The organism is Pseudomonas sp. (assembly GCF_033723075.1).
Classification (GTDB): domain Bacteria; phylum Pseudomonadota; class Gammaproteobacteria; order Pseudomonadales; family Pseudomonadaceae; genus Aquipseudomonas.
In genome coordinates, this window is sequence record NZ_JAWVXU010000037.1 from 1 (window position 1) to 21,567 (window position 21,567).

At 65.2% G+C, this 21,567-nt stretch carries 15 protein-coding genes; 6 read left to right on the forward strand and 9 right to left on the reverse strand.

Annotated elements, in window-relative coordinates; genetic code table 11:
* Window positions 1-317: 317 nt before the first annotated feature.
* Window positions 318-1,211: a LysR family transcriptional regulator gene (locus tag R3355_RS23390; protein WP_413243561.1), complete on the reverse strand. Its 894-nt coding sequence runs from the start codon at window positions 1,209-1,211 to the stop codon at window positions 318-320.
* An 86-nt stretch (window positions 1,212-1,297) separates the two neighbouring features.
* Between R3355_RS23390 and R3355_RS23395 the strand changes: the two genes are divergently transcribed.
* Window positions 1,298-2,110: an NAD(P)H-dependent oxidoreductase gene (locus R3355_RS23395; protein WP_318963512.1), complete on the forward strand. Its 813-nt coding sequence runs from the start codon at window positions 1,298-1,300 to the stop codon at window positions 2,108-2,110.
* A gap of 146 nt (window positions 2,111-2,256) precedes the next feature.
* Here R3355_RS23395 and R3355_RS23400 read toward each other — a convergent pair whose 3' ends face one another.
* Window positions 2,257-2,952 carry a tRNA (adenine(22)-N(1))-methyltransferase gene (locus R3355_RS23400; RefSeq protein ID WP_318963513.1) on the reverse strand — a complete coding sequence of 232 codons (696 nt, stop codon included), beginning with the start codon at window positions 2,950-2,952 and terminating at the stop codon, window positions 2,257-2,259.
* A 550-nt stretch (window positions 2,953-3,502) separates the two neighbouring features.
* Between R3355_RS23400 and R3355_RS23405 the strand changes: the two genes are divergently transcribed.
* The 3 genes from R3355_RS23405 to R3355_RS23415 are packed head-to-tail and all read left to right on the forward strand — an operon-like array spanning window position 3,503 to window position 6,545.
* Window positions 3,503-4,303, forward strand: coding sequence for an endonuclease/exonuclease/phosphatase family protein (locus R3355_RS23405; RefSeq protein ID WP_318963515.1), 801 nt, complete (start codon window positions 3,503-3,505; stop codon window positions 4,301-4,303).
* Window positions 4,300-5,547 carry a cardiolipin synthase ClsB gene (gene clsB, locus R3355_RS23410; protein ID WP_318963517.1) on the forward strand — a complete coding sequence of 416 codons (1,248 nt, stop codon included), beginning with the start codon at window positions 4,300-4,302 and terminating at the stop codon, window positions 5,545-5,547. Before R3355_RS23405 ends, clsB begins: the two co-directional genes overlap by 4 nt.
* Window positions 5,544-6,545, forward strand: coding sequence for a lysylphosphatidylglycerol synthase domain-containing protein (locus R3355_RS23415; protein WP_318963518.1), 1,002 nt, complete (start codon window positions 5,544-5,546; stop codon window positions 6,543-6,545). Before clsB ends, R3355_RS23415 begins: the two co-directional genes overlap by 4 nt.
* 42 nt (window positions 6,546-6,587) lie before the next feature.
* Here the strand turns inward: R3355_RS23415 and malK are convergent, their stop codons facing one another.
* From malK to malE, 6 genes are all read right to left on the reverse strand, one after another.
* Window positions 6,588-7,703, reverse strand: coding sequence for a maltose/maltodextrin ABC transporter ATP-binding protein MalK (gene malK, locus R3355_RS23420; protein ID WP_318963519.1), 1,116 nt, complete (start codon window positions 7,701-7,703; stop codon window positions 6,588-6,590).
* Between the two features lie 75 nt (window positions 7,704-7,778).
* Window positions 7,779-9,407 (reverse strand): alpha-glucosidase, encoded by a 1,629-nt coding sequence (locus tag R3355_RS23425; protein WP_318963520.1) that lies wholly within the window; start codon window positions 9,405-9,407, stop codon window positions 7,779-7,781.
* A 373-nt stretch (window positions 9,408-9,780) separates the two neighbouring features.
* A complete protein-coding gene (malT, locus tag R3355_RS23430; protein WP_318963521.1) occupies window positions 9,781-12,525 on the reverse strand; it encodes an HTH-type transcriptional regulator MalT in 2,745 nt (914 codons plus the stop codon).
* Between the two features lie 376 nt (window positions 12,526-12,901).
* Entirely contained in the window at window positions 12,902-13,792 is an 891-nt protein-coding gene (malG, locus tag R3355_RS23435; RefSeq protein ID WP_318950395.1) for a maltose ABC transporter permease MalG, read from the reverse strand.
* Window positions 13,793-13,803: 11 nt separating this feature from the next.
* Complete coding sequence (gene malF / locus R3355_RS23440) at window positions 13,804-15,369, reverse strand: maltose ABC transporter permease MalF (RefSeq protein ID WP_318963522.1); 1,566 nt, start codon at window positions 15,367-15,369, stop codon at window positions 13,804-13,806.
* A gap of 58 nt (window positions 15,370-15,427) precedes the next feature.
* The gene (malE, locus tag R3355_RS23445; RefSeq protein WP_318963523.1) at window positions 15,428-16,615 is read right to left on the reverse strand and encodes a maltose/maltodextrin ABC transporter substrate-binding protein MalE; all 1,188 of its coding nucleotides are present in this window, start codon (window positions 16,613-16,615) and stop codon (window positions 15,428-15,430) included.
* A gap of 255 nt (window positions 16,616-16,870) precedes the next feature.
* Here malE and R3355_RS23450 point away from each other — a divergent pair, with 255 nt between their 5' ends.
* Window positions 16,871-18,931: an alpha-amylase gene (locus tag R3355_RS23450; RefSeq protein ID WP_318963525.1), complete on the forward strand. Its 2,061-nt coding sequence runs from the start codon at window positions 16,871-16,873 to the stop codon at window positions 18,929-18,931.
* A 75-nt stretch (window positions 18,932-19,006) separates the two neighbouring features.
* Entirely contained in the window at window positions 19,007-20,086 is a 1,080-nt protein-coding gene (locus R3355_RS23455) for a hypothetical protein (protein ID WP_318963527.1), read from the forward strand.
* Window positions 20,087-20,799: 713 nt separating this feature from the next.
* Here R3355_RS23455 and R3355_RS23460 read toward each other — a convergent pair.
* Window positions 20,800-21,333, reverse strand: a complete 534-nt coding sequence (locus R3355_RS23460; RefSeq protein ID WP_318963529.1) for an REP-associated tyrosine transposase — start codon at window positions 21,331-21,333, stop codon at window positions 20,800-20,802.
* Window positions 21,334-21,567: the final 234 nt, after the last annotated feature.

The window sequence follows — 21,567 nt, forward strand, 5'->3', positions numbered from 1 at the left end:
CCTCAAATTAACCCAATAACAAAGCTACAAAGGTCAACGAAGAACCGAAAAACCACTCAATGTGGTGAGTAGGTTTTCCGCTGATGGCCGTGCCTGAGTTCAGGCGATCTAGAAAATCCGACTTTTTCAACAGAATCGGCCGCTTCCCGCCTGTCAGGCGCCGGCAACTGCCGACCCAATAATGCCACTCAGCAGCATCAATAGATGTCTCCGATTGTTTCGTCCTGCTGAACGATTTACTGATCGTCTCGGGTGCCACGCAGCCCATCCAGACGTTCGCGACTGCACTGAAGTAGCTGGCGGTGTCGGCCGGCTCGCTAAACCGCCGCGGCGACGTGCTCGCGGAGCCAGCGGTGCGCTGGGTCGCGGTGGGAGCGCTCATGCCAGAGCATGACCATCTCGTAGCCCGGCACCTGAACGGGCGGCTCGGTCACCTGCAGTGCAGTGTTTCCGCGCACCAGACGCTCGGGCAGCATCGCCACCAGGTCCGTGCCCAGCAGCACCGACACGACGAACAGAAAGTGCGGCACGGAAAGCGCCACCCGGCGCGACAGGCCCACCGCCGCCAGCGCCTCGTCGGTCACGCCGCGAAAACCACCGCCATTCGGCGAGACGATGACATGGTCGAGCCTGCAGAATCGCTCCAGCGTAAGCGGCGTTGCCAGTTCGGGATGACCCGCCCGGCCCGCTAGCACGTAGCGCTCAGCGAACAGGGTGCGCCCGTGAAGCCCAGGCGGCGCATCCTCCAGGATATGAAATGCCAGATCGATCTCGCCCTGCTCCGCCTGCCGGGCGATGCGCGACGGCGCCATCTCCAGCACGGCCAGTTGGGTATGCGGTGCCGCCGTGCGCAACCCGGCCAGGGCCGGTAGCACGATGGTCGATTCGCCGTAGTCGGAAGCCATGACGCGCCAGGTATGCCTGGCCTCGGTGGGATCGAAGGGCCGCGCGGGCGACACCGCGTGTCCCAGCGCCTCCAGCGCCTGGCGCAACGGCTCGCGCAGCTCGTCCGCCCGAGCGGTGGGGCGCATGCCGCGCGGGCCCGGCAACAGCAACGGGTCGCCGAAGAACTCCCGCAGCTTGGCAAGGTGCACGCTCACCGCGGGCTGTGACAGGTTCAGCCGCTCCGCCGCACGGGTGACGTTGTGCTCCGCCAGCAGTACATCCAGGGTGACCAGCAGGTTGAGGTCCAGCCTTCCGAGATTACTCACCGTAATACCTGGGATATTGGATATTCATTTCAACTATACCTGGCAAACCTCCATCCTGCCCGCACCCAACCCTTGGAGGCTCACCCATGAATATCCTGCTCGTTTATGCCCACCCCGAACCCCGTTCCCTCAACGGCTCGCTCAAGGACTTCACGGTCAAACACCTGGAATCCGCTGGTCACAGCGTCCAGGCCTCGGATCTCTATGCGATGAACTGGAAAGCGCAGCTCGATGCCGACGACAGTATCGCGCGCCGGTCCGGCGAGCGCTTCGATCCGTCCCTCGACTCCAAACATGCCTACGAGAACGGCCTGCAGAGTCTGGATATCGTGCACGAACAGGAGAAACTGCTGTGGGCGGATGCCGTCATCCTGCAGTTCCCGCTGTGGTGGTTCTCCATGCCGGCCATCCTCAAAGGCTGGGTGGAGCGCGTCTATGCCTACGGTTTCGCCTACGGCGTGGGCGAGCATTCCGACACCCGCTGGGGCGACCGCTACGGCGAAGGCACGCTGGCCGGCAAGCGCGCCATGCTGATCGTCACCACCGGCGGCTGGGAACCGCACTACAGCCCGCGCGGCATCAACGGCCCAATCGACGAGCTGCTCTTCCCGATCCACCACGGCATCTTCTATTACCCCGGCTTCGACGTCCTGCCGCCATTCGTGGTCTACCGCACCGGCAAGACCGACGATGCCCGCTACGCTTCGATCTGCGACCAGCTTGGGCAACGCCTGGACGAACTGTTCACCGCCACGCCAATACCCTTTCGCCCCCAGAATGCCGGCGCCTACGAAATCCCGGCGCTCACCCTGCGTCCAGAGATCGCGCCGGGGCAAACGGGGTTCGGCGTGCATGTCGAGTCACGAGGAGATGGCACGCGTCCGGCAAGGAGCCGCTGAAGCTCCCCGTTCACCGCGAACCGAAGCGGATGCCGGCTAGATGATTCTCAAGCCACGATGTTGACGCTGCTGACCGCCCGATATTGGCCGGTCTCTGCCGGTGGGTAACAAGCAGCAGTCGGCCAGAAAAAGTCACTCGTAAAGGCTCAAGCCAGCAGTTCAATAATCCACTGCGTCTGTCGGGCGACCTTCTGCACTTTCTCCTCGGGCACCGCCTGCCGCGCCTGAGCGAGGTCGGCCAGTGTCTGCTGCTTCAGACGCAGCATGCGTTGCCACTTGGCCAGGAACGCCGGGCTGCGCTGCTGCATCTGCAGCGGGCCAAAGTACAGTTCCTCGGCGCTGTACATCACCGGCCCAGAGCGTTCGGCAACGATGATCTCGTATGCAAAGCGGTTTTCCCGCAGCACTTCCTCGCAAAGGATGCGGTAGCCATTGTCCATCAGCCATTGGCGCAGCGGCTGCTCACCGCCGTTGGGCTGCAGGATCAGACGCTCCCGACCACTCAGGCGGGACTTGCCGCTGTCGAGGATGTCGCGAATCTTCTCGCCGCCCATACCGCAGAGGCTGATTGCCGTTATTGCGTCTCCCGGTTCGATTGCCGCCAAACCATCTGCCAGGCGCACGCTGACCAGTTGGCTCAGGCCGCTCTCGCGTACGCTACGTTCAGCCGCGTGGAACGGGGTCAAGGCCACCTCCCCAGCCACCGCCATCGCGATGGCACCACGGCTCATCAACGCCACCGGCAGATAGCCGTGATCCGAGCCAATATCGGCTAGCCGCGCACCTGCTGGCACATGCGCCGCCACACGCTCCAGGCGCATAGACAATGTCTGTTCGTTCAACTCCAGCCCCTTTTCACCATCGGCGTCCGGCAGCTTTGGCCGAATCGGAGCGAGAGTTTGTCGAGCAACGCCGTGTCTGGCAAATCCTTGCGACCAGCGCCATGGATCTAGCCGAACCTAGCGCTCGGGGATCACCCACCGCGAACCTTATTGTGGGCCGCTGGTAGCCGTTATTGGTTGAAGAGCAATTTCAAGGGCGGGCCGGGCGCGCAGATTGGCTGTCAGAAAGCGCTTGCAAGCACTCACGCAGACATGGCCAAAAAGAAGACCGGCGGCCGCCTCCCGACCAGGGACGACTCACATCCTTACGGGCTGATGACTATAGTCAATGGGTCGGTTGAGTTTCAGCTATTGCTCCACCCCCCGCAGAGAGGAAATGGATGGAGCGCTCCCCGGCTCGCAGGGAGAGAACGCTCGACTGTTCTGCTGGCCCGAAGCTCAAGCGATTGCGTATTTTTCAGCGGCGCACCGAGTCCCGCTTCAGGGGCTGCCACTTTTGTTCGGGTACTTTTCCGAACAGCAAGCCGGAAGGGCAACCAGGAGCAGACATGTGAAAACCGATAGCGCAAGGCAAGGCAGCGCAGGGCAACCCCTGGAGCATGCCGAGCCGGTGCACAGCCTGCGAATTCTGACGGTGAACACGCACAAGGGCTTCACCCTGTTCAACCGCCGCTTCATCCTCCCCGAACTGCGCGATGCGGTGCGCAGGGTCTCGGCGGAAGTGGTGTTCCTGCAAGAGGTGCTGGGGACCCATGAACGCCACTCGCGGCGCTTGCACAACTGGCCGCCGACGCCGCAGTACGAGTTTCTCGCCGACAGCATGTGGAGCGACTTCGCCTACGGGCGCAATGCGGTCTACCCGGATGGCGATCACGGCAACGCCCTGCTGTCGAAGTACCCGATCATCCGCGAGCGCAATGTCGACATCTCGATTGCCGGCCCGGAGTGCCGCGGCCTGCTGCACTGCGTCCTGCAGTTGCCGGCGCAACGCGAGCTGCACGCCATCTGCGTGCACTTGGGGCTGCGCGAGCAGCACCGCCAGCAGCAACTGCAGCTGCTCTGCGAGTTGCTCGGCAGCTTGCCGGCCCAGGCGCCGGTGGTGGTGGCCGGGGACTTCAACGACTGGCGGCTGCGCGCCACGCGCCTGCTGGAGGGCGAGGTCGGCCTGCACGAAGTATTCGAGCGGGCCCATGGTGCGGTCGCCCGGAGTTTTCCGGCACGCTGGCCGTTGCTCTGCCTGGACCGCATCTACGTGCGCAACGCCAGCAGCCATGAGCCGCGGATACTCTCGACCCGGCCCTGGTCGCACCTGTCCGACCACCTGCCGCTGGCGGTGGAGATCCGCCTATGACGTTTCCCTGGCGCGCAGACAACCGCCTGAGCCTGCTGATAAACGGCGAGGCGTTCTTTCCCCGGGTGTTCGCGGCCATCCGCGCGGCCGAACGGGAGGTGCTGATCGAGACTTTCATCCTCTTCGAGGACAAGGTCGGCAGCCAGTTGCAGGCCGAATTGATTGCCGCAGCCGCACGCGGGGTCCGGGTCGAATTGACGGTGGACGGCTACGGCTCCGCCGACCTCAGCGACGCGTTCGTCACGGCCATGAGCGAGGTCGGCGTGCGCGTGCATATGTTCGACCCACAGCCCCGTCTGCTCGGCATGCGCACCAACCTGTTCCGCCGCATGCACCGCAAACTGGTGGTCATCGATGACCGCCAGGCGTTTGTCGGCGGGATCAATTTTTCCGCCGACCACCTGGCCGATTACGGTCCCGAGGCCAAGCAGGATTACGCCGTCGAAGTCGAAGGTCCGGTGGTGCACGATATCCGCCAGTTCGTCCTGACCATGCTGGCGCCGCCCGCCCAACGTCGGCGCGGCTGGCGGCGGCGAGCCAGAGCGACGCCGGGTAGCCAGGCCGCCGACCAGGCGGGAGCAGGCTCGGGCCAGGCGCAGTTGGTGATCCGCGACAACCGCCAACACCGCATCGATATCGAGCAGCAATACTTGCAGGCCATCCGCGGCGCGCGCCAACGCCTGCTGATCGCCAACGCTTACTTCTTTCCCGGCTACCGGCTGCTGCGCGAGATTCGCCACGCGGCGCAGCGCGGGGTCAGGGTCGAGCTGATCCTGCAGGGCCAGCCTGACATGCCGATCGCCCGCTTCAGTGCCCGGATCCTCTACGACTACCTGCTGCGCGGCGGCGTGCGCATCCTCGAGTACGACAGCCGGCCGCTGCACGGCAAAGTGGCCCTGGTCGATGACGAGTGGGCCACAGTCGGCTCCAGCAATCTGGATCCGCTGAGCCTGTCGCTGAACCTGGAGGCCAACCTGATCATCCGCGACCGCACCTTCAATCGGCAGTTGTTCGAGCACCTGCAGGCATTGGCTAGCGAGCATTGCCAGGCGATCAGTCAGGCGCAGTTGGCACGCTGGGCCTTCTGGCGAATGCCGCTGGTGTTCCTCGGTTTTCACTTGCTGCGCCACTTTCCGGCCTGGACCGGCTGGCTCCCGGCGCACACGCCGAAGCTCGCCCTGCTGCAGCCCCATGAGCAGGCCAAGGCGGCCCGCAGCGACGCCCTGCGGCGCGAGCGCCAATGAGCAAGCAACGCCGCTTGGTGTCCGCCTCGAGTGCCAGGCGCGACTGGCCGACGCTCGGCAAACGCCTGCTGGCCCTGGTGTTGTTCATCCTGATGCTGGGTCTGCTGGTCGCCCTCACCCGCAGCCTGGACTGGCAGGAACTGCTCGCGACGCTGCGCGGCTATCGCACCAGCACCTTGCTTCTGGCCGTGGCCATCGCCTTCGCCAGCTACGCGCTGTACAGCTGCTTCGACCTGATCGGCCGCGCCTACACCCGCCATCGTCTGCCGCTCTGGCAGGTCCTGCCGGTCACCTTCGTCTGTTACGCGTTCAGCCTGAACCTCGGCGCCTGGATCGGCAGTATCGCCCTGCGCTTTCGCCTTTACTCGCAGCTTGGTCTGCGTCCGTCCGTGATCACCAAGGTGCTCACCCTCAGCCTGATGACCAACTGGCTGGGCTATATCGGCCTGCTCGGGGTGGTCCTGGCCCTCGGCCTGATCGTCCCGCCGGCAGGCTGGGAGCTCGGCATCCCGGCCTTGCGCCTGCTCGGTGGCGGGCTGCTGGCCCTGCTGCTGGGCTATCTGCTGCTCTGTGCCTTCTCGCGCCGACGCTACTGGACGATCCGCGGCCACGAAGTCTATCTGCCCTCGCTGGGCATGGGCCTGCTGCAGGTTGCCCTCGGCGCCAGCAACTGGGCGCTGATGGCCCTTGTGCTCGACATCCTGCTGCCGGCCCAGTTCGGCTACCCGGCCGTGCTTGGCGCCCTGCTGATCAGCGCCTTCGCCGGGGTAATCACCCATATCCCGGCCGGTCTCGGCGTAATGGAAGTGGTGTTTATCGCCCTGCTGCAACAGCAGGCATCGATCGGCGTGCTGCTGGCGGGGCTGATCGGCTACCGGGTGGTCTATTACCTGCTGCCGCTGGCGCTGGCCGGGCTCGGCTATGCGCTGCTCGAGATGCGGGCCAAGCGCATGCGGCAGAGCAACCGGCGTAAGCAGGCGGCGCTCGACAAGCCTTGAGCAAGGCCGTTGAAAAACCACCTGCTAGAGGCCAAGTCCCTCTCAGCCATAGATCGCCGGCTCGCGGTAGTGGCGCGGGCAGGCCTGGCCATCGGAGCGGAACAGGTGGCACTTGCTGGCCATCAGGCCGGCAGCGAAAGTCTGTCCGACCGCGACCCGCAGGTTGCCGTCGCCGCGGACCGTGACCATCTCATCGACCCCTTCCAGGGTCAGGTAGATCAGGTTGTGGTCGCCCAGGCGCTCGGCCACGGCGACCTCGCCGTGGAAGGCAAAATCGGCCTGCTCGGCGGCGACGAAATGCTCCGGGCGCACGCCCAGGGTCAGCTCCTCGCCGACTTCGACGCCACTGCCGTCGACCAGCACCTGCATGCGGTAGCCGCCGGGCATCTCGATTTCTACCGCCTCGTCGCTGACGGCGAGCGCCCTGACCTTGAGGAAGTTCATCTGCGGCGAGCCGAGGAAGCCGGCGACGAACTGGCTCTGCGGATAATGGTAGAGCTGCAGCGGCTGGCCGATCTGGACGATCTGCCCGGCATTGAGCACGACGATCTTGTCGGCCATGGTCATGGCTTCGACCTGGTCGTGGGTGACGTAGACCATGGTGGCCTTGAGGCGCTGGTGCAGCCGCGAGATCTCGATGCGCATCTGTACCCGCAGGGAGGCGTCGAGATTGGACAGCGGCTCGTCGAACAGGAACACCTTGGGCTCGCGCACCAGGGTGCGGCCGATGGCCACGCGCTGGCGCTGGCCGCCGGAGAGATCCTTGGGCTTGCGTTCGAGCAACTGGTCGAGCTGCAGGATGCGCGACACTTCCTCGACTTTGCGCTGGATCGCGCCCTTGTCGACCTTGGCCAACTTGAGGCCGAAGGCCATGTTCTCGGCGACCGTCATGTGCGGATAAAGGGCATAGGACTGAAACACCATGCCCACCGACCTATCCATCGGCGGCAGCTCGTTGACCCGCTGACCATCGATCAGCAGGTCGCCGGAACTGATGTCCTCCAGGCCCGCGATCAGCCGCAGCAGGGTCGACTTGCCGCAACCGGAAGGACCGACGAAGACCACGAACTCGCCGTCCTCGATGTCCAGATTGATATCGCGGGTGATCGCGGTGCCGTCGTAGCTCTTGCAGATATTGCGCAGGGTGAGACTAGCCATATGATTTCTCTCGAACAGGGCCTGACCGAATCGATTCGGCCAGACCGGAACCCTTTATAAATTGTGTAGGAGCAATCACCCCAGCAGGCGGGCAAAACCGAAGCCGTGAGCCGGCAAGTTTACCCAGCTGCCGAGAAACTCGGCAGTGCTGGCCGGTACACCGTCGAGCGGCTCGACCATCAGCGGCAGATCGTAGCGGCGCGCGCGGGCACTCATATTGAACAGACACAGCCAGGCGTCATCGCCCAGGCGCCGCTCGAACACCAGCAGGGCGTCGTCGTGATGGCGCATCTGGATCTCGCCTTCGATCAACAGCGGCTGCTGCTGGCGCCAGGCGAGAAACTGCCGGTAGCTGTTGAGCATCGACTGTGGATCCTGCTCCTGCACATCCACCGCCAGCGCTCGATGGCGCTCGGCCAGCGGCAACCAGGGCTGCTGCGCGGAGAAGCCGGCATAGTCGCCCTCACGGGTCCAGGGCATCGGCGTGCGGCAGCCATCGCGACCCTTGAAGTCCGGCCAGAAGCGGATGCCATAGGGATCGACCAGGTCTTCATAGGCCAGCTCGGCTTCGCCCAGGCCCAGTTCCTCGCCCTGGTACAGGCAGACGCTGCCGCGCAGCGACAACAGCAAGACCATGAGCATGCGCGCGCGCGCCGGGCTTTCCTCGCCGGCCAGCGCCCAGCGGCTGATCACCCGTACCACGTCGTGGTTGCCCACCGACCAGCAGGGCCAGCCGTCGCCCAGTTCACGCTCGATGTTCTCCACCGTGTGGCGGATAAAGGCCGGACTGCACTGGGCGGTGAGCAGGTCGAAGGAATAGGCCATATGCAGGGTATTGCCGCCGCCGGTGTAGGCGGCCATGGTGCGCAGGGAATTGTCGCAGCCGATCTCCGCCACCGTGGCCGTGCCCGGAAAAGCATCCATCAGCGCGCGCAGGCGGCGCAGGAAAGCGAGGTTCTCCGGCTGGGTCTTGTCGTACAGGTGGCGCTGGTAGGCGTAAGGGTTGTCGGCGCGCACGCCGATGCCGCCTTCGCGGATATCCGGGTTCGGCGGATTGTTACGCAGCTGCAGGTCGTGGAAGTAGAAATTGGCCGCATCCAGGCGGAAGCCGTCGACCCCCAGCTCGAGCCAGAAGCGCATGTCCTCGAGCAACTGCTGCTGCACCGCCTCGCAATGGAAGTTCAGGTCCGGCTGGCTGGCCAGGAAGTTGTGCAGGTAGTACTGCTTGCGCCTGCCGTCCCAGCTCCAGGCGGAACCGCCGAACACCGACAGCCAGTTGTTCGGCGGCGTGCCGTCCGGGTTGGGTTCGGCCCAGACAAACCAGTCGGCCTTGGGGTTGTCGCGGCTGGTACGGCTCTCCTTGAACCACTCATGCTGATCCGAGCAGTGGTTGAGCACCTGATCGATGATGATGCGCAGGCCGCGCTCGTGGGCGGCGGCGACCAGTGTCTGGAAATCATCCAGCGTACCGAACAGCGGATCGACCCCGCGGTAGTCGGCGACGTCGTAGCCGAAATCCTTCATCGGCGAGGTGAAGAACGGCGACAGCCAGATGGCATCGACATTCAGGCTGGCGATGTAATCGAGCTTGAGCAACACGCCGGGCAGATCGCCGACACCGTCGTCGTTGCTGTCGAAGAAACTGCGCGGGTAAACCTGATAGATGACGCCACCGCGCCACCAGTCCTTGCGGATAACAGCCATACATCAATGCCTTATATGTTCGTGATGACGGCTTCACTCTAGGCAAGCATGACGCCCGTCACATCCTCCCCGCCCGGCTTTTCGCGGGCGTACGTTTTCGCGACGCGGGGGGAGGAGTTTTCCCCGTAGGGTGCGGTTCAATCCGTAGGGTGCGCTGCGCGCACCAATGGCCGCAGCATCGCTATCCGAGCGCAAAACATGGCCACGGCAGCAATCCCGTTTGTGCACGGCGCACGACCCCAGCTCGACCCTACGAGCCCAGTTCAACCCGTAGGGTGTGCTGCGCGCACCAATGGCCGCGACACCACAGCCCGGACGCAAACATGGCCACAGCGCCAACCGCAATGGTGCGCATGGCGTACGGCCGTCCCCCCTACTCGCCCTGGATCTTGCTCAACAGACTGCGTGCCAGCTGCACCGCCTCGCTGCGCTGGGTGATATTGAGCTTCTGGTAGAGGCTGCGGATATGGGTCTTGATGGTGGTCGGGGCGACGTTGAGGTGTTCGGAGATCTGCTCGTTGGACAGCCCGGCGTGGATCAGGCTGAGCACCTGCCATTCGCGCCGGGTCAGCGGTGAGTGGCGGATCAGCTCGGGCACGTCGGGGCGGTTGATGATGTCCTGGATCACTGCCTCGTCGAGGGTGATGCGGATCGCCCGGCTGAAATCGCGCTGCTGCTGGGCCAGCTGGATCAGACGGTCGGCGCGCTGGCTTTCCAGCTCGTCCAGTTGGCGTTCGTGCTGCAGGCCCTTGAGCATCGCGATCAGCGGTTTGCCGATGCGCAGGAAGCTGCCGATCACCCCGGTGCTGCTGGCCAGGGTCAGGGCCTGGTGCAGATGATCGAGGGCCGTCTGGCGCTCTTCGCGTTGCCAGAACAGCTGGGCCTGGAGGATATGGTTGCGGTTCTGATCCATCACCAGCTGGTGGCGTTCGGCGTCGACCTGCAACTGGCGCAGGATCGGCAAGGCGCGCTCGCCCTGGTTCAGCGCCAGGTAGGCGCGCACATGGTTGCGCGCATTGCTCTGGGCGAAGTGGTTGGCCCCGGGCTTGAGCGGCGGCGCGGTGCTCAGCCACTGCTGGATGCTGTCCTTGTCCTGGGTCGAGTCCCAGTAGGTGAGCATCACCGCATGGGCATTGGCCAGCCAGTCGATATGGTAGTTATCGCCGGCCAGCAGGCTCCGGATCTTGCCGATATAGTCGGCGCACACGCTCTGCTGGCCGCGAGCATGGGCGACCCGGGCGAGCAGCACATAACACTGCAGGAACCAGTGATCGCCGACCGCATCGAGGATCTCCAGGCCCTGCAGGGCGCACTGCTCCACCGCATCCAGGTGGTGCCATTCGAGCAGCACCTGGCCGCGCACGCGGTGGATGAACTCCATGATCGGGGTCACCGGCAGCTGTTCCTGCTCGATGTACTGCAGTGCCCGTTCCTGCAGGTTGTAGGCCTTCTGCAGATGGCCCTGGGCGATGGCGATCTCCGACAACTGGCCAAGGCTCCACAGCACCGGATGGGTGGCATCGATCTGCTGCGCACGGCGCACGGTTTCCTCGTGCTGCTGCTGGGCCTGCTGCAGTTCGCCCTGAACGAAGTGCACCTCGGCCAGCACCGACATTGCCGCCACCCGCGAGGTGCGCATGGTCAGCGGTTCGAAGGCCAGGGCCTCGCGGGCGAAGATCACGGCCTGCTGCAGATCGCCCTGATTGATCGCCACCTGGGCGCGTACTGCCTTGAAATCGGCCTCGATGCGCTGCCACTGCTCCGGGCTGTGCAAGCCCTTCTGCGCCGCTTCGCCGGCCTGCAGCCAGCGTTCGACCTGATCGCTCTGGTACTGGTTCTGCGAAGCCCAGGCCTGCAACAGGGTGAACAGCGGCGACTCGGCGATGGCGCTTTCCGGCAATACCGCCAGGCAGCGCTGCAGCAAGGCCAGACGGCCCTGGCGATAGAACTGGCGGCCGTGACTCTGCAGCACCTGGGTGACGCGCTGCGGATCGCGGGCCAGTACCGCATGGCGCGCCGCCTCCTCCGGCATCTTCTCCTCCAGCAGCGCCTCGGCGGCGCGCAGGTGCAGTTCGGCGACGCGCTGCGGCTGGTGGGTACTCAGCTCGTTCTGCAGAAAGCAGGCGAACAGCGGATGGTAGGCGAACCACTGGCGCAGGCTGTCCACCGCCTGGATAAACAGGCCGGCACGTTCCAACTGTTCGAGCATCTCGCGGCCGTTGCAGCTTTCGGTCAGGCGGTCAGCCAGGGCCGCGCTGAAGCGCTCGAGCAGGCAGGTGGCCTGGAGGAATTCCAGGGTCGGCGGGTCCAGCCCGTCGAGCACCTGTTCGCGCAGGTAATCGCGGATATAGGGATGACCGAGCTGCAGACTCTCGAGGAACAGGTCCATGCCGCGCCCGGTCTGCACTTCCTGCTGGGCCAGTTGCAGGGCGCAGGGCCAGCCGCCGATACGCCGGTTGAGGCGCTCGACCTGCTCGCGGTTGATCGCGATCGGCAGGCCCAGCGCCAGCAGCTGCTGCACCTCGTCGTGCTCGAAGGCCAGCAGGCTGGCATCCAGTGCCAGCAGCTGGCGCTTGACCCGCAGCTCGGCGACGCCGAGCTCCGGCAGGCCACGGCTGCATACCAGCAGGGTCAGCCATGCGGGGCTGTTGCGCAGGAAGAAACGCAGCGCCGCGATCAGCTCGGGGTTGTGCAGCACCTCGAACTCGTCGAGCACCAGCAGCAGCGGCGGGTGTTCGACCGGCAACTCGGCGAGCAGGCGGGTAAGCAGGCCGTCGAGGTTCTCCTCGCCCTGCTCGGCGCGGGCCAGGCTTTGCGCACAACCGCCGTCGAGCTGACGATGCAGGGCGTTGAGCAGGTAGCGGCCGAACTGGCGCGGGTTGTTGTCCTTGTCATCCAGGTTGACCCAGGCCACGGCACCGGCGAAGGCCGCCGCCCACTGGCTGGCCAGCACCGTCTTGCCGAAACCGCTGGGGGCCTGCAGCACGGCCAGGCGCGCCTGGGGCAGGCGCTGCAGCCACTCGTCGAAGCGCGGCCGGGCGAGCAGACCGGGATGCAGGGCCGGCGCACAGAGCTTGGCCGGAATCAGCGGCAGTGGTTGGGCTAATGCAGCATTCATACAATCACTCCCGTTAATTGTCTTTGTATCGGGTAGCGGTAGATTTTACGCAAATTGCAGGCTCAAGCCTGCGCTATAACGACAAAAACCGGCATGCCCCGCTAGCGGGTATGCCGGTGGATGGGGCAAACCCCGTAGGGTGCGCGGGGCCGCCTAGGCTGTGCGCACCGATAGAGCCGCGATGCCACGATCCGGGTGTAAGCAGGGCTACGGTGCCAATCCCAATGGTGCGCACGGCGCACCCTACGAGCCCGGCTCAAACCGTATACCGTGCGCACCAATGACCGCGAGGCCACAACCCGTAGGGTGCGCCGTGCGCACCGGTAGAGCCGCGATGCCACAACCCGGGCAACAAACATGACCACGGTACCAATCCCTACCCCTTCACCCCGCCCGCAGTCAGGCCGCCGACTATCCACTTCTGGCAGTAGAGGAACACCGCGGTGATCGGCAGGCCGGAGAGCACCGCGGCGGCGGCGAAGTCGCCCCACAGGTAGTTCTGCTCGTACAGGTACTGCTGGGCACCGACCGACAGGGTCAGCTTGTCGACGTCCATCAGCAGCACCGAGGCGATCGGGTATTCGGTGATGCTGGTGATGAAGGCGAGGATAAACACCACGGCCAGGATCGGCACGCTCATCGGCAGGAGGATATGCACGAAGGCCTGCCAGGTGGTCGCGCCGTCGACGATAGCGGCCTCCTCCAGGCAGGCGTCGATGCTCTCGAAGTAGCCCTTGATGGTCCAGATATGCAGGGCCATGCCGCCCAGCGACGCGACTATCACCGCCCCGTGGCTGTTCACCCCGAGCCAGCCGGCATGCTTGCCGAGCTGGTCGAACAGGGCATAGATGGCCACCAGCGACAGTACCGGCGGGAACATCTGGAAGATCAGCATGCCCTTGAGGATCGGCCCCTTGCCGGCGAAGCGCATGCGCGCGAAGGCGTAGGCGCTGGTGGTCGACAGCATGAGGATCAGCAGCGAGCTGATAATGGCGATCTTCAGCGAGTTCCACAGCCAGGTCAGCACCGGGAACGGCGGGTTGAGCACAGTGCCGTTGTCCAGGGTGTAGGGAATGCCCAGGGCCAGCGACCAGTGTTCCAGGGTCGGCTGGTCCGGCAGCAGGCTGCCGGTGGCGAAGTTGCCCTCGCGAAAGGAGATCGACACCACCATCAGCAGCGGAAACACGATCAAGGCGATAAAACCGAGCATCGCGGCGTGGGTCAGCCAGAGGCGGTATTTCACGGATTTGGGTTGCACCATGGCCATCAGCAGCCTCCTCAGACTTTGACTTTCGAGAGTTTCAGGTTGAGCCAGGCCATGCCGCCGACCACCAGGAAGATCAGGGTGGCGATGGCCGCCGCCAGGGCGAAGTTCTGTCCGGAATCCTGGAAGGCGATACGGTAGGTGTAGCTCACCAGCAGGTCGGTGGTGCCGGCCGGGGTGGTCGCGCCGATGATGTCCGGGCCACCGCGGGTCAACAGGGTAATCAGCACGAAATTGTTGAAGTTGAAGGCGAAACTGGCGATCAGCAGCGGCGCCAGCGGCTTGATCAGCAGCGGCAGGGTGATCTTCAGCAGGTTGTCCAGGGGCGTCGCGCCGTCGATCGCCGAGGCCTCGTAGAGGTCGCGCGGGATCGCCTGCAACAGGCCCATGCTCAGTAGCAGCATGTAGGGATAACCCAGCCAGGTGTTGACGATCAGGATCATGCTGCGCGCCAGGGTCGGGTCGCTGAACCAGTCCGGGCGCACGCCGAACAGGCTGTCGAGCATCAGGTTGATCTCGCCGAAGTTCTGGTTGAACAACCCGCGAAATACCAGGATCGAGATGAAGGCCGGCACCGCGTAGGGCAGGATCAGCATGACCCGGTAGAACGCCTTGCCACGCACCAGGTCCCACTGCAGCAGGCTGGCCAACACCAGGCCAATAGCCAGGGTGAAGATTACGGTGAGGCCGGCAAAGGCCACGGTCCAGACGAATATCTCGAGGAAGGGATCGCGAATGCTCGGCTCGCTCAGCACCCGGGCGAAGTTGCTCCAGCCGGCGTATACGGTAAAGCCCGGGGCCACCTTGTTGCCGTGGCTGTCGACATAGAAGCCGCTGCCCTGATCGGCCTCCAGGCGCTCATTGCTACGGGTATTGAGCAGGTCGCCGTTGTCCAGCAGGCGGTACAGCGGCTTGACCGCCGCCACCTCGCGCAGGCCATAGAGACGCAGCAGCTCGCCCTGGGTGCCGAGTAACACCCATTGCTCCAGCTCGGCGCGGCGCTGGATCACCTCGCGTAGCGGCAAGGCTTCGGCCAGGCTCACGGCGCTGTCCGGCAGCAGTTCCAGCGGCTCACTGACCAGCGGATCGCCCTGCAGCGGCGGCGAGACGAACACGCCCTGCTCGCCCTGGTCCACGCGCAGGCGCAGTGCGCCGGCGTCATCCGCGTGCAGGCTGAAGGCGAAGCGGTCGCCGGCCAGGTAAGTCTGATTCAGGTGATAACGCTGCACCTGCTCGAAACTCAGCAGATTGGTCGCGCTGTAGTTGGTAAAGCCGATGCCGACGGTGTACAGCAGCGGGAAGATCACGAACACCAGCATGCCTGCCACCGCCGGGTAGATATAGCGGTGGGCATAGGCCTTCTTGCTGATAAACACGTAACTGGCGATACCGGTCACCACCAGCCCGAGCAGGGCGAAGGCGATCTGCTGCTGGGCGTAGAGCGCCACCACCAGGTACAGCGCCAGGGCGTTGAACAGTCCCCAGACAGACCAGCGCAGGGTCTGGCGCAGGGACGGCAAAACAGAAAATCGGGTCATGGCAGGACGGGCCAGTTCAGCGGGAATATTCGCGGCGGACATCTCGTTATAGCCTCAAGCAAGGCGGTTGCCGACGTCAGGCGTCGGCAACCGCCGGTTGTCACTTGGCGATGCGCTTGGCAGCGTCATCCAGTGCGGCGTCCACGGTCTGGCGACCGGAGGTGATGTTGGTCAAGGCCGGCGCCATGGCCGACCAGAACGCACCCATCTCCGGGACGTTGGGCATCGGCCGGCCCATGGCGGCGTTGTCGAAGGTGGCCTTGATCAGCGGATCGCTGGCCAGCTCGGCCATATAGGCCTTGTTCGGTACCGCGCCCAGAGGCACATCGGCGTTGACCGTCTTCAGCCCTTCGACCTGCAGCAGGTAGTTCTCGAGGAACTCCACGGCCAGCGCCTGGTTGGGGCTGGCGGCATTCAGGGTCGCGGCCATCACCCCGGTGAACGGCCGGCTGACGGCATCACCCACCGCAGGGATCGGCGCGATGCCGAAATCGATGCCGCTCTTCTCGATATTCGACCAGGCCCAGGGCCCGCTGATGAACATCGCCGACTCGCCCTTGTTGAAGGCCGCCTCGGCCGCGCTGTAATCCGCGCCCTTGGGCATCACCCCGGCATCGATCAGCGCCTTGAGGACGGCCGCACCCTGCTTGGCCCCGGCGCTGTTGACCCCGGTCTGGCTGACGTCATAACCACCGTCCACTTCGGCGAAGGCATAGCCGCCATTGGCCGCCAACAGTGGCCAGGTGAAGTAGGTGTTGTTGTAGTCCCAGAGGATCGCGCGCTTGCCGGCCTTGGCCAGCTCGACGTTGAGCGCCAGTACCTCGTCGAAGGTTTTCGGCGGGGTCGGCACCAGCGCCTTGTTGTAGATCAGGCCGGTGGCTTCAACCGCCATGGGGTAGCCCCACAGCTTGCCCTGGTAGGTCACCGCGTCCCAGGCGAAGTCCTCGATGGCCTCCTTGCTCTTGGCGCTCGGATTGATCGGCGAGATCAGCCCGCTCTGCGCCCATTCGCCGAAGCGGTCGTGGGCCCAGATAAAGATGTCCGGGCCATTGCCGGTGGCGGCGGCCTGCTGGAACTTGTCGGTGGCGCTATCGGGGTGCGCTACCTCGACCTTGATCCCGGTGTCGGCGGTGAATTTCTCGCCGACTTCGGCCAAACCCTTGTAGCCCTTGTCACCATTGATCCAGATGACCAGCTTGCCTTCCTCGATGGCCGCCTGGGCCGATAGCGGCAGGCTCAGGGTGGCGGCCAGGCCAATGGCGGCAGCCGTAAACAATTTTTTATTCATGGGTGAGAGTCCTCGTGGCTTCTTATTGTTGATCCACAACCAGTGCATGCCGGTAGATGGTCGCGCAGCCCTTGCATCCTCGGACAGAACCACACGCGTCACATCCTCCCCCGGCGCAGCTCGCGAGGGCGTAGAGACGGGGGCGTAGTCTGCCAGCCGCCGGCGAAAAAAAGTATGCGCCCCGGCCCTTTCCCCGCCTGCCGCAGGCGGCGGCGACTGGCTTAAATAGCGGCTCAACCGTTCCGGGAGAAATCCATGCGCCGCTCGTCACCGCTGCTCGCCAGCCTGCTGATCACCCTGCTCAGCCCTCTCGCCCTGGCTGCCCCGCAGCTGCAGGCCTGGTTCGACCAGCAACCACTGCAACTGCTCTGGCGCAGCGAAGCCGGGCAGCGTTACAGCAGCGAACTGGCGCTGCAGCCCGGCCTGCTGGTCTTGCGTGGCCCCGCCGGCGCGGAGCCGGCACAAGCCCTGGCGCTCTACCAACGTCAGGCTTGGCAGGCCGACACTCACCTGAGCCTGCAGGTGCCGACGGCCGGGCGCTATCGCCTGCTGATCCAGGACGGCGACAACGCCCACCTGCGCCTGCTGCCGGTCAAAGCGGCGACCGCCAGCCAGGCCGCCTGTACAGCTTGGCAGGGTCAGACCCTCAGCGTCGATGTCAGCCGGGTATTTGCCGACGGCCAGCAGTTGCGCGATGCCTATAGCGGACAGCTGGCGACGGTAGAACAGGGCCATGTGCGGTTGACCCCGGCCCCCCATAGCGGCGGCCTGCTGTTGCTCGAAGCCGCCGAGGCTGACGTACAGCCGGCCCATGACTGGCGCAACGCCACGGTGTATTTCGCCCTCACCGACCGCTTCGCCAATGGCGACCCGAGCAACGACCACAGCTACGGTCGCCAGCCGGATGGCGAGCAGGAGATCGGCACCTTCCATGGCGGCGACCTCAAAGGCCTGACCGGCCGGCTCGACTACCTGCAGCAGCTTGGAATCAATGCGCTGTGGATCAGCGCGCCCATTGAACAGATCCACGGCTGGGTCGGCGGCGGCGACCAGGGCGATTTTCGCCACTATGGCTACCACGGCTACTACGCCCTGGACTTCACCCGCCTGGACGCCAATATGGGCAGCGAGGACGACCTGCGCGAACTGATCGGCCAGGCCCACGCCCGCGGCATCCGCGTGCTGTTCGACGTGGTGCTCAACCACCCCGGCTACTCGACCCTGGCCGATATGCAGGAATTCGGCTTCGGCGGCTTGCGCGACGGCATGAGCCAGTACCTGCCGGCGAGCTGGAATGCCTGGCAGCCAGAAAGCTTCGAGAACCTGCACGCCTACCACAACCTGCTCGACTACCAGCACCCGGCATGGGACCAGTGGTGGGGCAAGGACTGGCTGCGGGCCGGCATCGCCGACTACGATCAGCCACCCAGCGTGCTGGTCGACCCGCTCAAGGGCTCGCTGGCGTTCCTTCCCGACTTCAAGACCGAGAGCGAGCAGGCCGTGGCGCTGCCAGCCTTTCTGCTGCACAAGGCCGATACCCGCGCGGTACCGCGCGAGGGCTACCGGGTGCGCGACTACCTGGTGGAATGGCTGACGCTCTGGGTGCGCGAATTCGGCGTCGACGGTTTCCGCGCCGACACCGTCAGGCATGTCGAGCTGGACGCCTGGGCGGCGCTGCGCCGGGCGGCCGACCAGGCCCGCGCCGAGTGGTCGGCCGCCAACCCCGTTGATCCCATGAGCGGCAGCCCGTTCTGGATGGTCGGCGAAGTGTTCGGCCACGGCCCCCAGGCCAACGTCTACCAGGACAACGGCTTCGACGCCCTGATCAACTTCGCCTTCCAGGGCGAGCTGGCGGCCAAGGCCAGCGACTGCCTGAGCCAGGCCGATAGCGGCTACGACGCATACGCCGAGCTGCTGCAGAGCAGCCCCGGGCACAACTTCATGAGCTACGCCTCGTCCCACGACACCTCGCTGTTCTTCGCCGAGCAGAGCAACGATCTGGCGCGCCAACAGGGTCTGGCCGCGGCCCTGCTGCTCAGCCCCGGCGCGGTGCAGATCTACTACGGCGACGAAAGCGCCCGCCGCCTAGGCCCCAGCGGCTCCGACCCGTATCAGGGCACCCGCTCGCCGATGAACTGGGAGGCGCACCAGCAGCCGCCAATCGCCGCCCTGCTCGAGCACTGGCGCATCCTCGGCCAGTTCCGCGCGCGCCACCCGGCCATCGGCGCCGGCAGCCATCAACGCTTGTCCAGCCAGCCCTACGCCTTCGCCCGCCGCCTCGGCGAGGACAAGGTGGTGATCGTTCAAGGCCCGTGAGGCACCCCAGCAACCTTCGCCAACACCTGCCCGTAGGGTGCGCTGTGCGCACCAACTCCACCCATAGGTGCCGATATGACGCCCGAACAACAACGCCAACAGGCCCAACTCGCCTTCGCCAACAGCCACGCAGACATCCAGGTCGGCCAACCCGCCGACTGTCCGCTGCCCATCGAGCAACTGCTGCTGACCACGGCTGCCAGCCCCTGGGTACGCCGCCATTTCGCCAGCGGCCTGACCGCCGAGGTCTACCAGATCGAGGCCGATGGCAGGCTCTGGACGCTCAAGCGCGCGCGGGCGCAATGCAAGGTGCAGAACCTCAATGGCCAGACCTCCTTTCTCAACGAAGTGCAGCGCCGCGCCGAGCTGCAGGCCTTGAAACAGCAGCCGGCCTGGGCCTCGGCGCTGAGCGGGATAGTCGCCACCCAGTACGCCAGCTACCGCCGGGGCCTGCTGCTGTCGCCCTGGATCGCCGGCGAGGCCGTACAGGAGTGGGACGAGCGCCGCCTGCTGCAGCTGTTCGCCAGCCTCTCGGCGCTACTGCAACTGGGCTTCTTCGACTGGGACCTGTGCCCGGGCAACCTGCTCGACGACGGCCAGATCCGCCTGTTCGACTTCGGCTATATGTACCGCTTCGATCCCTTGCGCGCCTGCAACAGCAACGACCTGCTGACTCCGCAGTGCCACGCCGCCGAACGCTTCGAAACCCGCAGCTACTACGCCTACCTGCTTGACCTGGAACAGCGCCGGGGCAGCACCGCCGCCCTCAACGCCCTGGAGCTGGAAAAGCGCATCGCCCTGGAGTGCTACCAGCACCTGCGCCAGATCCTGGCCCGGCGCGGGGCGAGCAGCGACGTATTGACCTGGCTGGATGGCATTATCGGCGACTGGCAACAGGCCCTGCGCCACGACCTCGCCCGCCTCTACCTGCGCGAAGCCTGGCGCTCGCACTGGAGCGACCTGGACGACGACCTGCAAGGCCAGACCTGCACACCCCTGACCCTGCAACGCCTGGATTGGCTGACGGAATGCCTGGACGCTCAGGCTACAGACTTGCAACGCCTGGACCTGCTGCAAGGCCGGCCCGTGGCGGCCTGGCGACAACAACTCGAACAGGCACGGAAACAGGCCCTGGCCTGGCAGGTCGGCGGTTAACCCCCAGCACCGCACTCCGTAGGGTGCGCCGTGCGCACCGCGACTTGCGCGGTTATTCGCCATATGCCACCCCATCCGGCGACAACAGTTTGAGCGGTCGTTGGCCCGGCAGATCGGCGTTTAACCCCGGTGCGCACAGCGCACCCTACGAGACCGTTGCCAACCCAGCACCGCCGCAAGGCACCGCATTCCATAGGGTGCGCCGTGCGCACCGCGACTTGCGCGGTTATTCGCCACACACACTTATCGCCCAGCACACCATCCAACGGCAGCAGCTTGACCGGTCGTTGACCTGACAGATCGGGTTTAACCCCGGTGCGCACAGCGCACCCTGCGGGAGCGAACCCAGCATCGCCGCAAGGCACCGCATTCCGTAGGGTGCGCCGTGCGCACCGCGACTTGCGCGGTTATTCGCCACACACGCTTATCGCCCAGCACACCATCCAACGGCAGCAGCTTGACCGGTCGTTGGCCCGGCAGATCGGGTTTGACCCCGGTGCGCGCAGCGCACCCTACGGGAGCGAACCAAGCATCGCCGCAAGGCACCGCACTCCGTAGGGTGCGCCGTGCGCACCGCGACTTGCGCGGTTATTCGCCATATGCCACCCCATCCGGCGACAACAACTTGACCGGTCGTTGGCCCGGCAGATCGGCGTTTAACCCCGGTGCGCGCGGCGCACCCTACAAAAGCGTCGCGCCCGCAACTTGCGCGGTCACTCGCCGAATGCGCCCTCCGCTTCCCCCGCACCGCCCCAATTCGCCGGATAAACGCCCTCGCGCACCAGGCGGTGATAGCTCGACCAGGGCCAGTCGGCTACCCGCTCGACCAAACCATGGCGCACCGGGTTCCAGTGCAGATAATCCAGGTGCCGACGGTAATCCTCGTCATCGCGGATGCGGTGTTCCCAGAAGCGTCGCTGCCACAGCCCGGACTCGCGGCGCAGGCAGCGGCTCAGGCTGATTGCCCCCGGCGCGCGGGGCAGCGCCTGGCTGGTGAGGCGTTTGATCAGCGACCAACGCAGGCCGAAGTCGGCATCGCCCGCAGGCAGCTGCCACAGGCAATGCAGGTGATCGGGCAGCAGCACCCAACCCGCAATAGTGAAGGGATAACGCTGGCGCACCTGGACGATGGCCAGGCGCAGGGCTTCACGCAACCTCGGCTGGGTCAGCAGGGGCTGGCGCTGCTCGGTCACTAGGGTAAAGAAATAGCAGGCACCCGCATCCTGGGCGCGGCGGTAGTCGGACATTCCCTGTCTCCTGACGCTGATTGCCTGTACAGGATAGCCGCTGGTGCGCGCAGCGCACCCTACGAGACAACTGGCCCCCGGCACGATGCCGCCTTCGTAGGGTGCGCCGTGTGTTCAGCCGGGATACATGGGTAACGCCTGTCGGGAGACATGGGTAACGGGTTGACGATCCTCACTTGCGCTTTCTCAAGTCGATCTGGCGGATGGTCTTGTGGATGAAAATCACATCGTAGA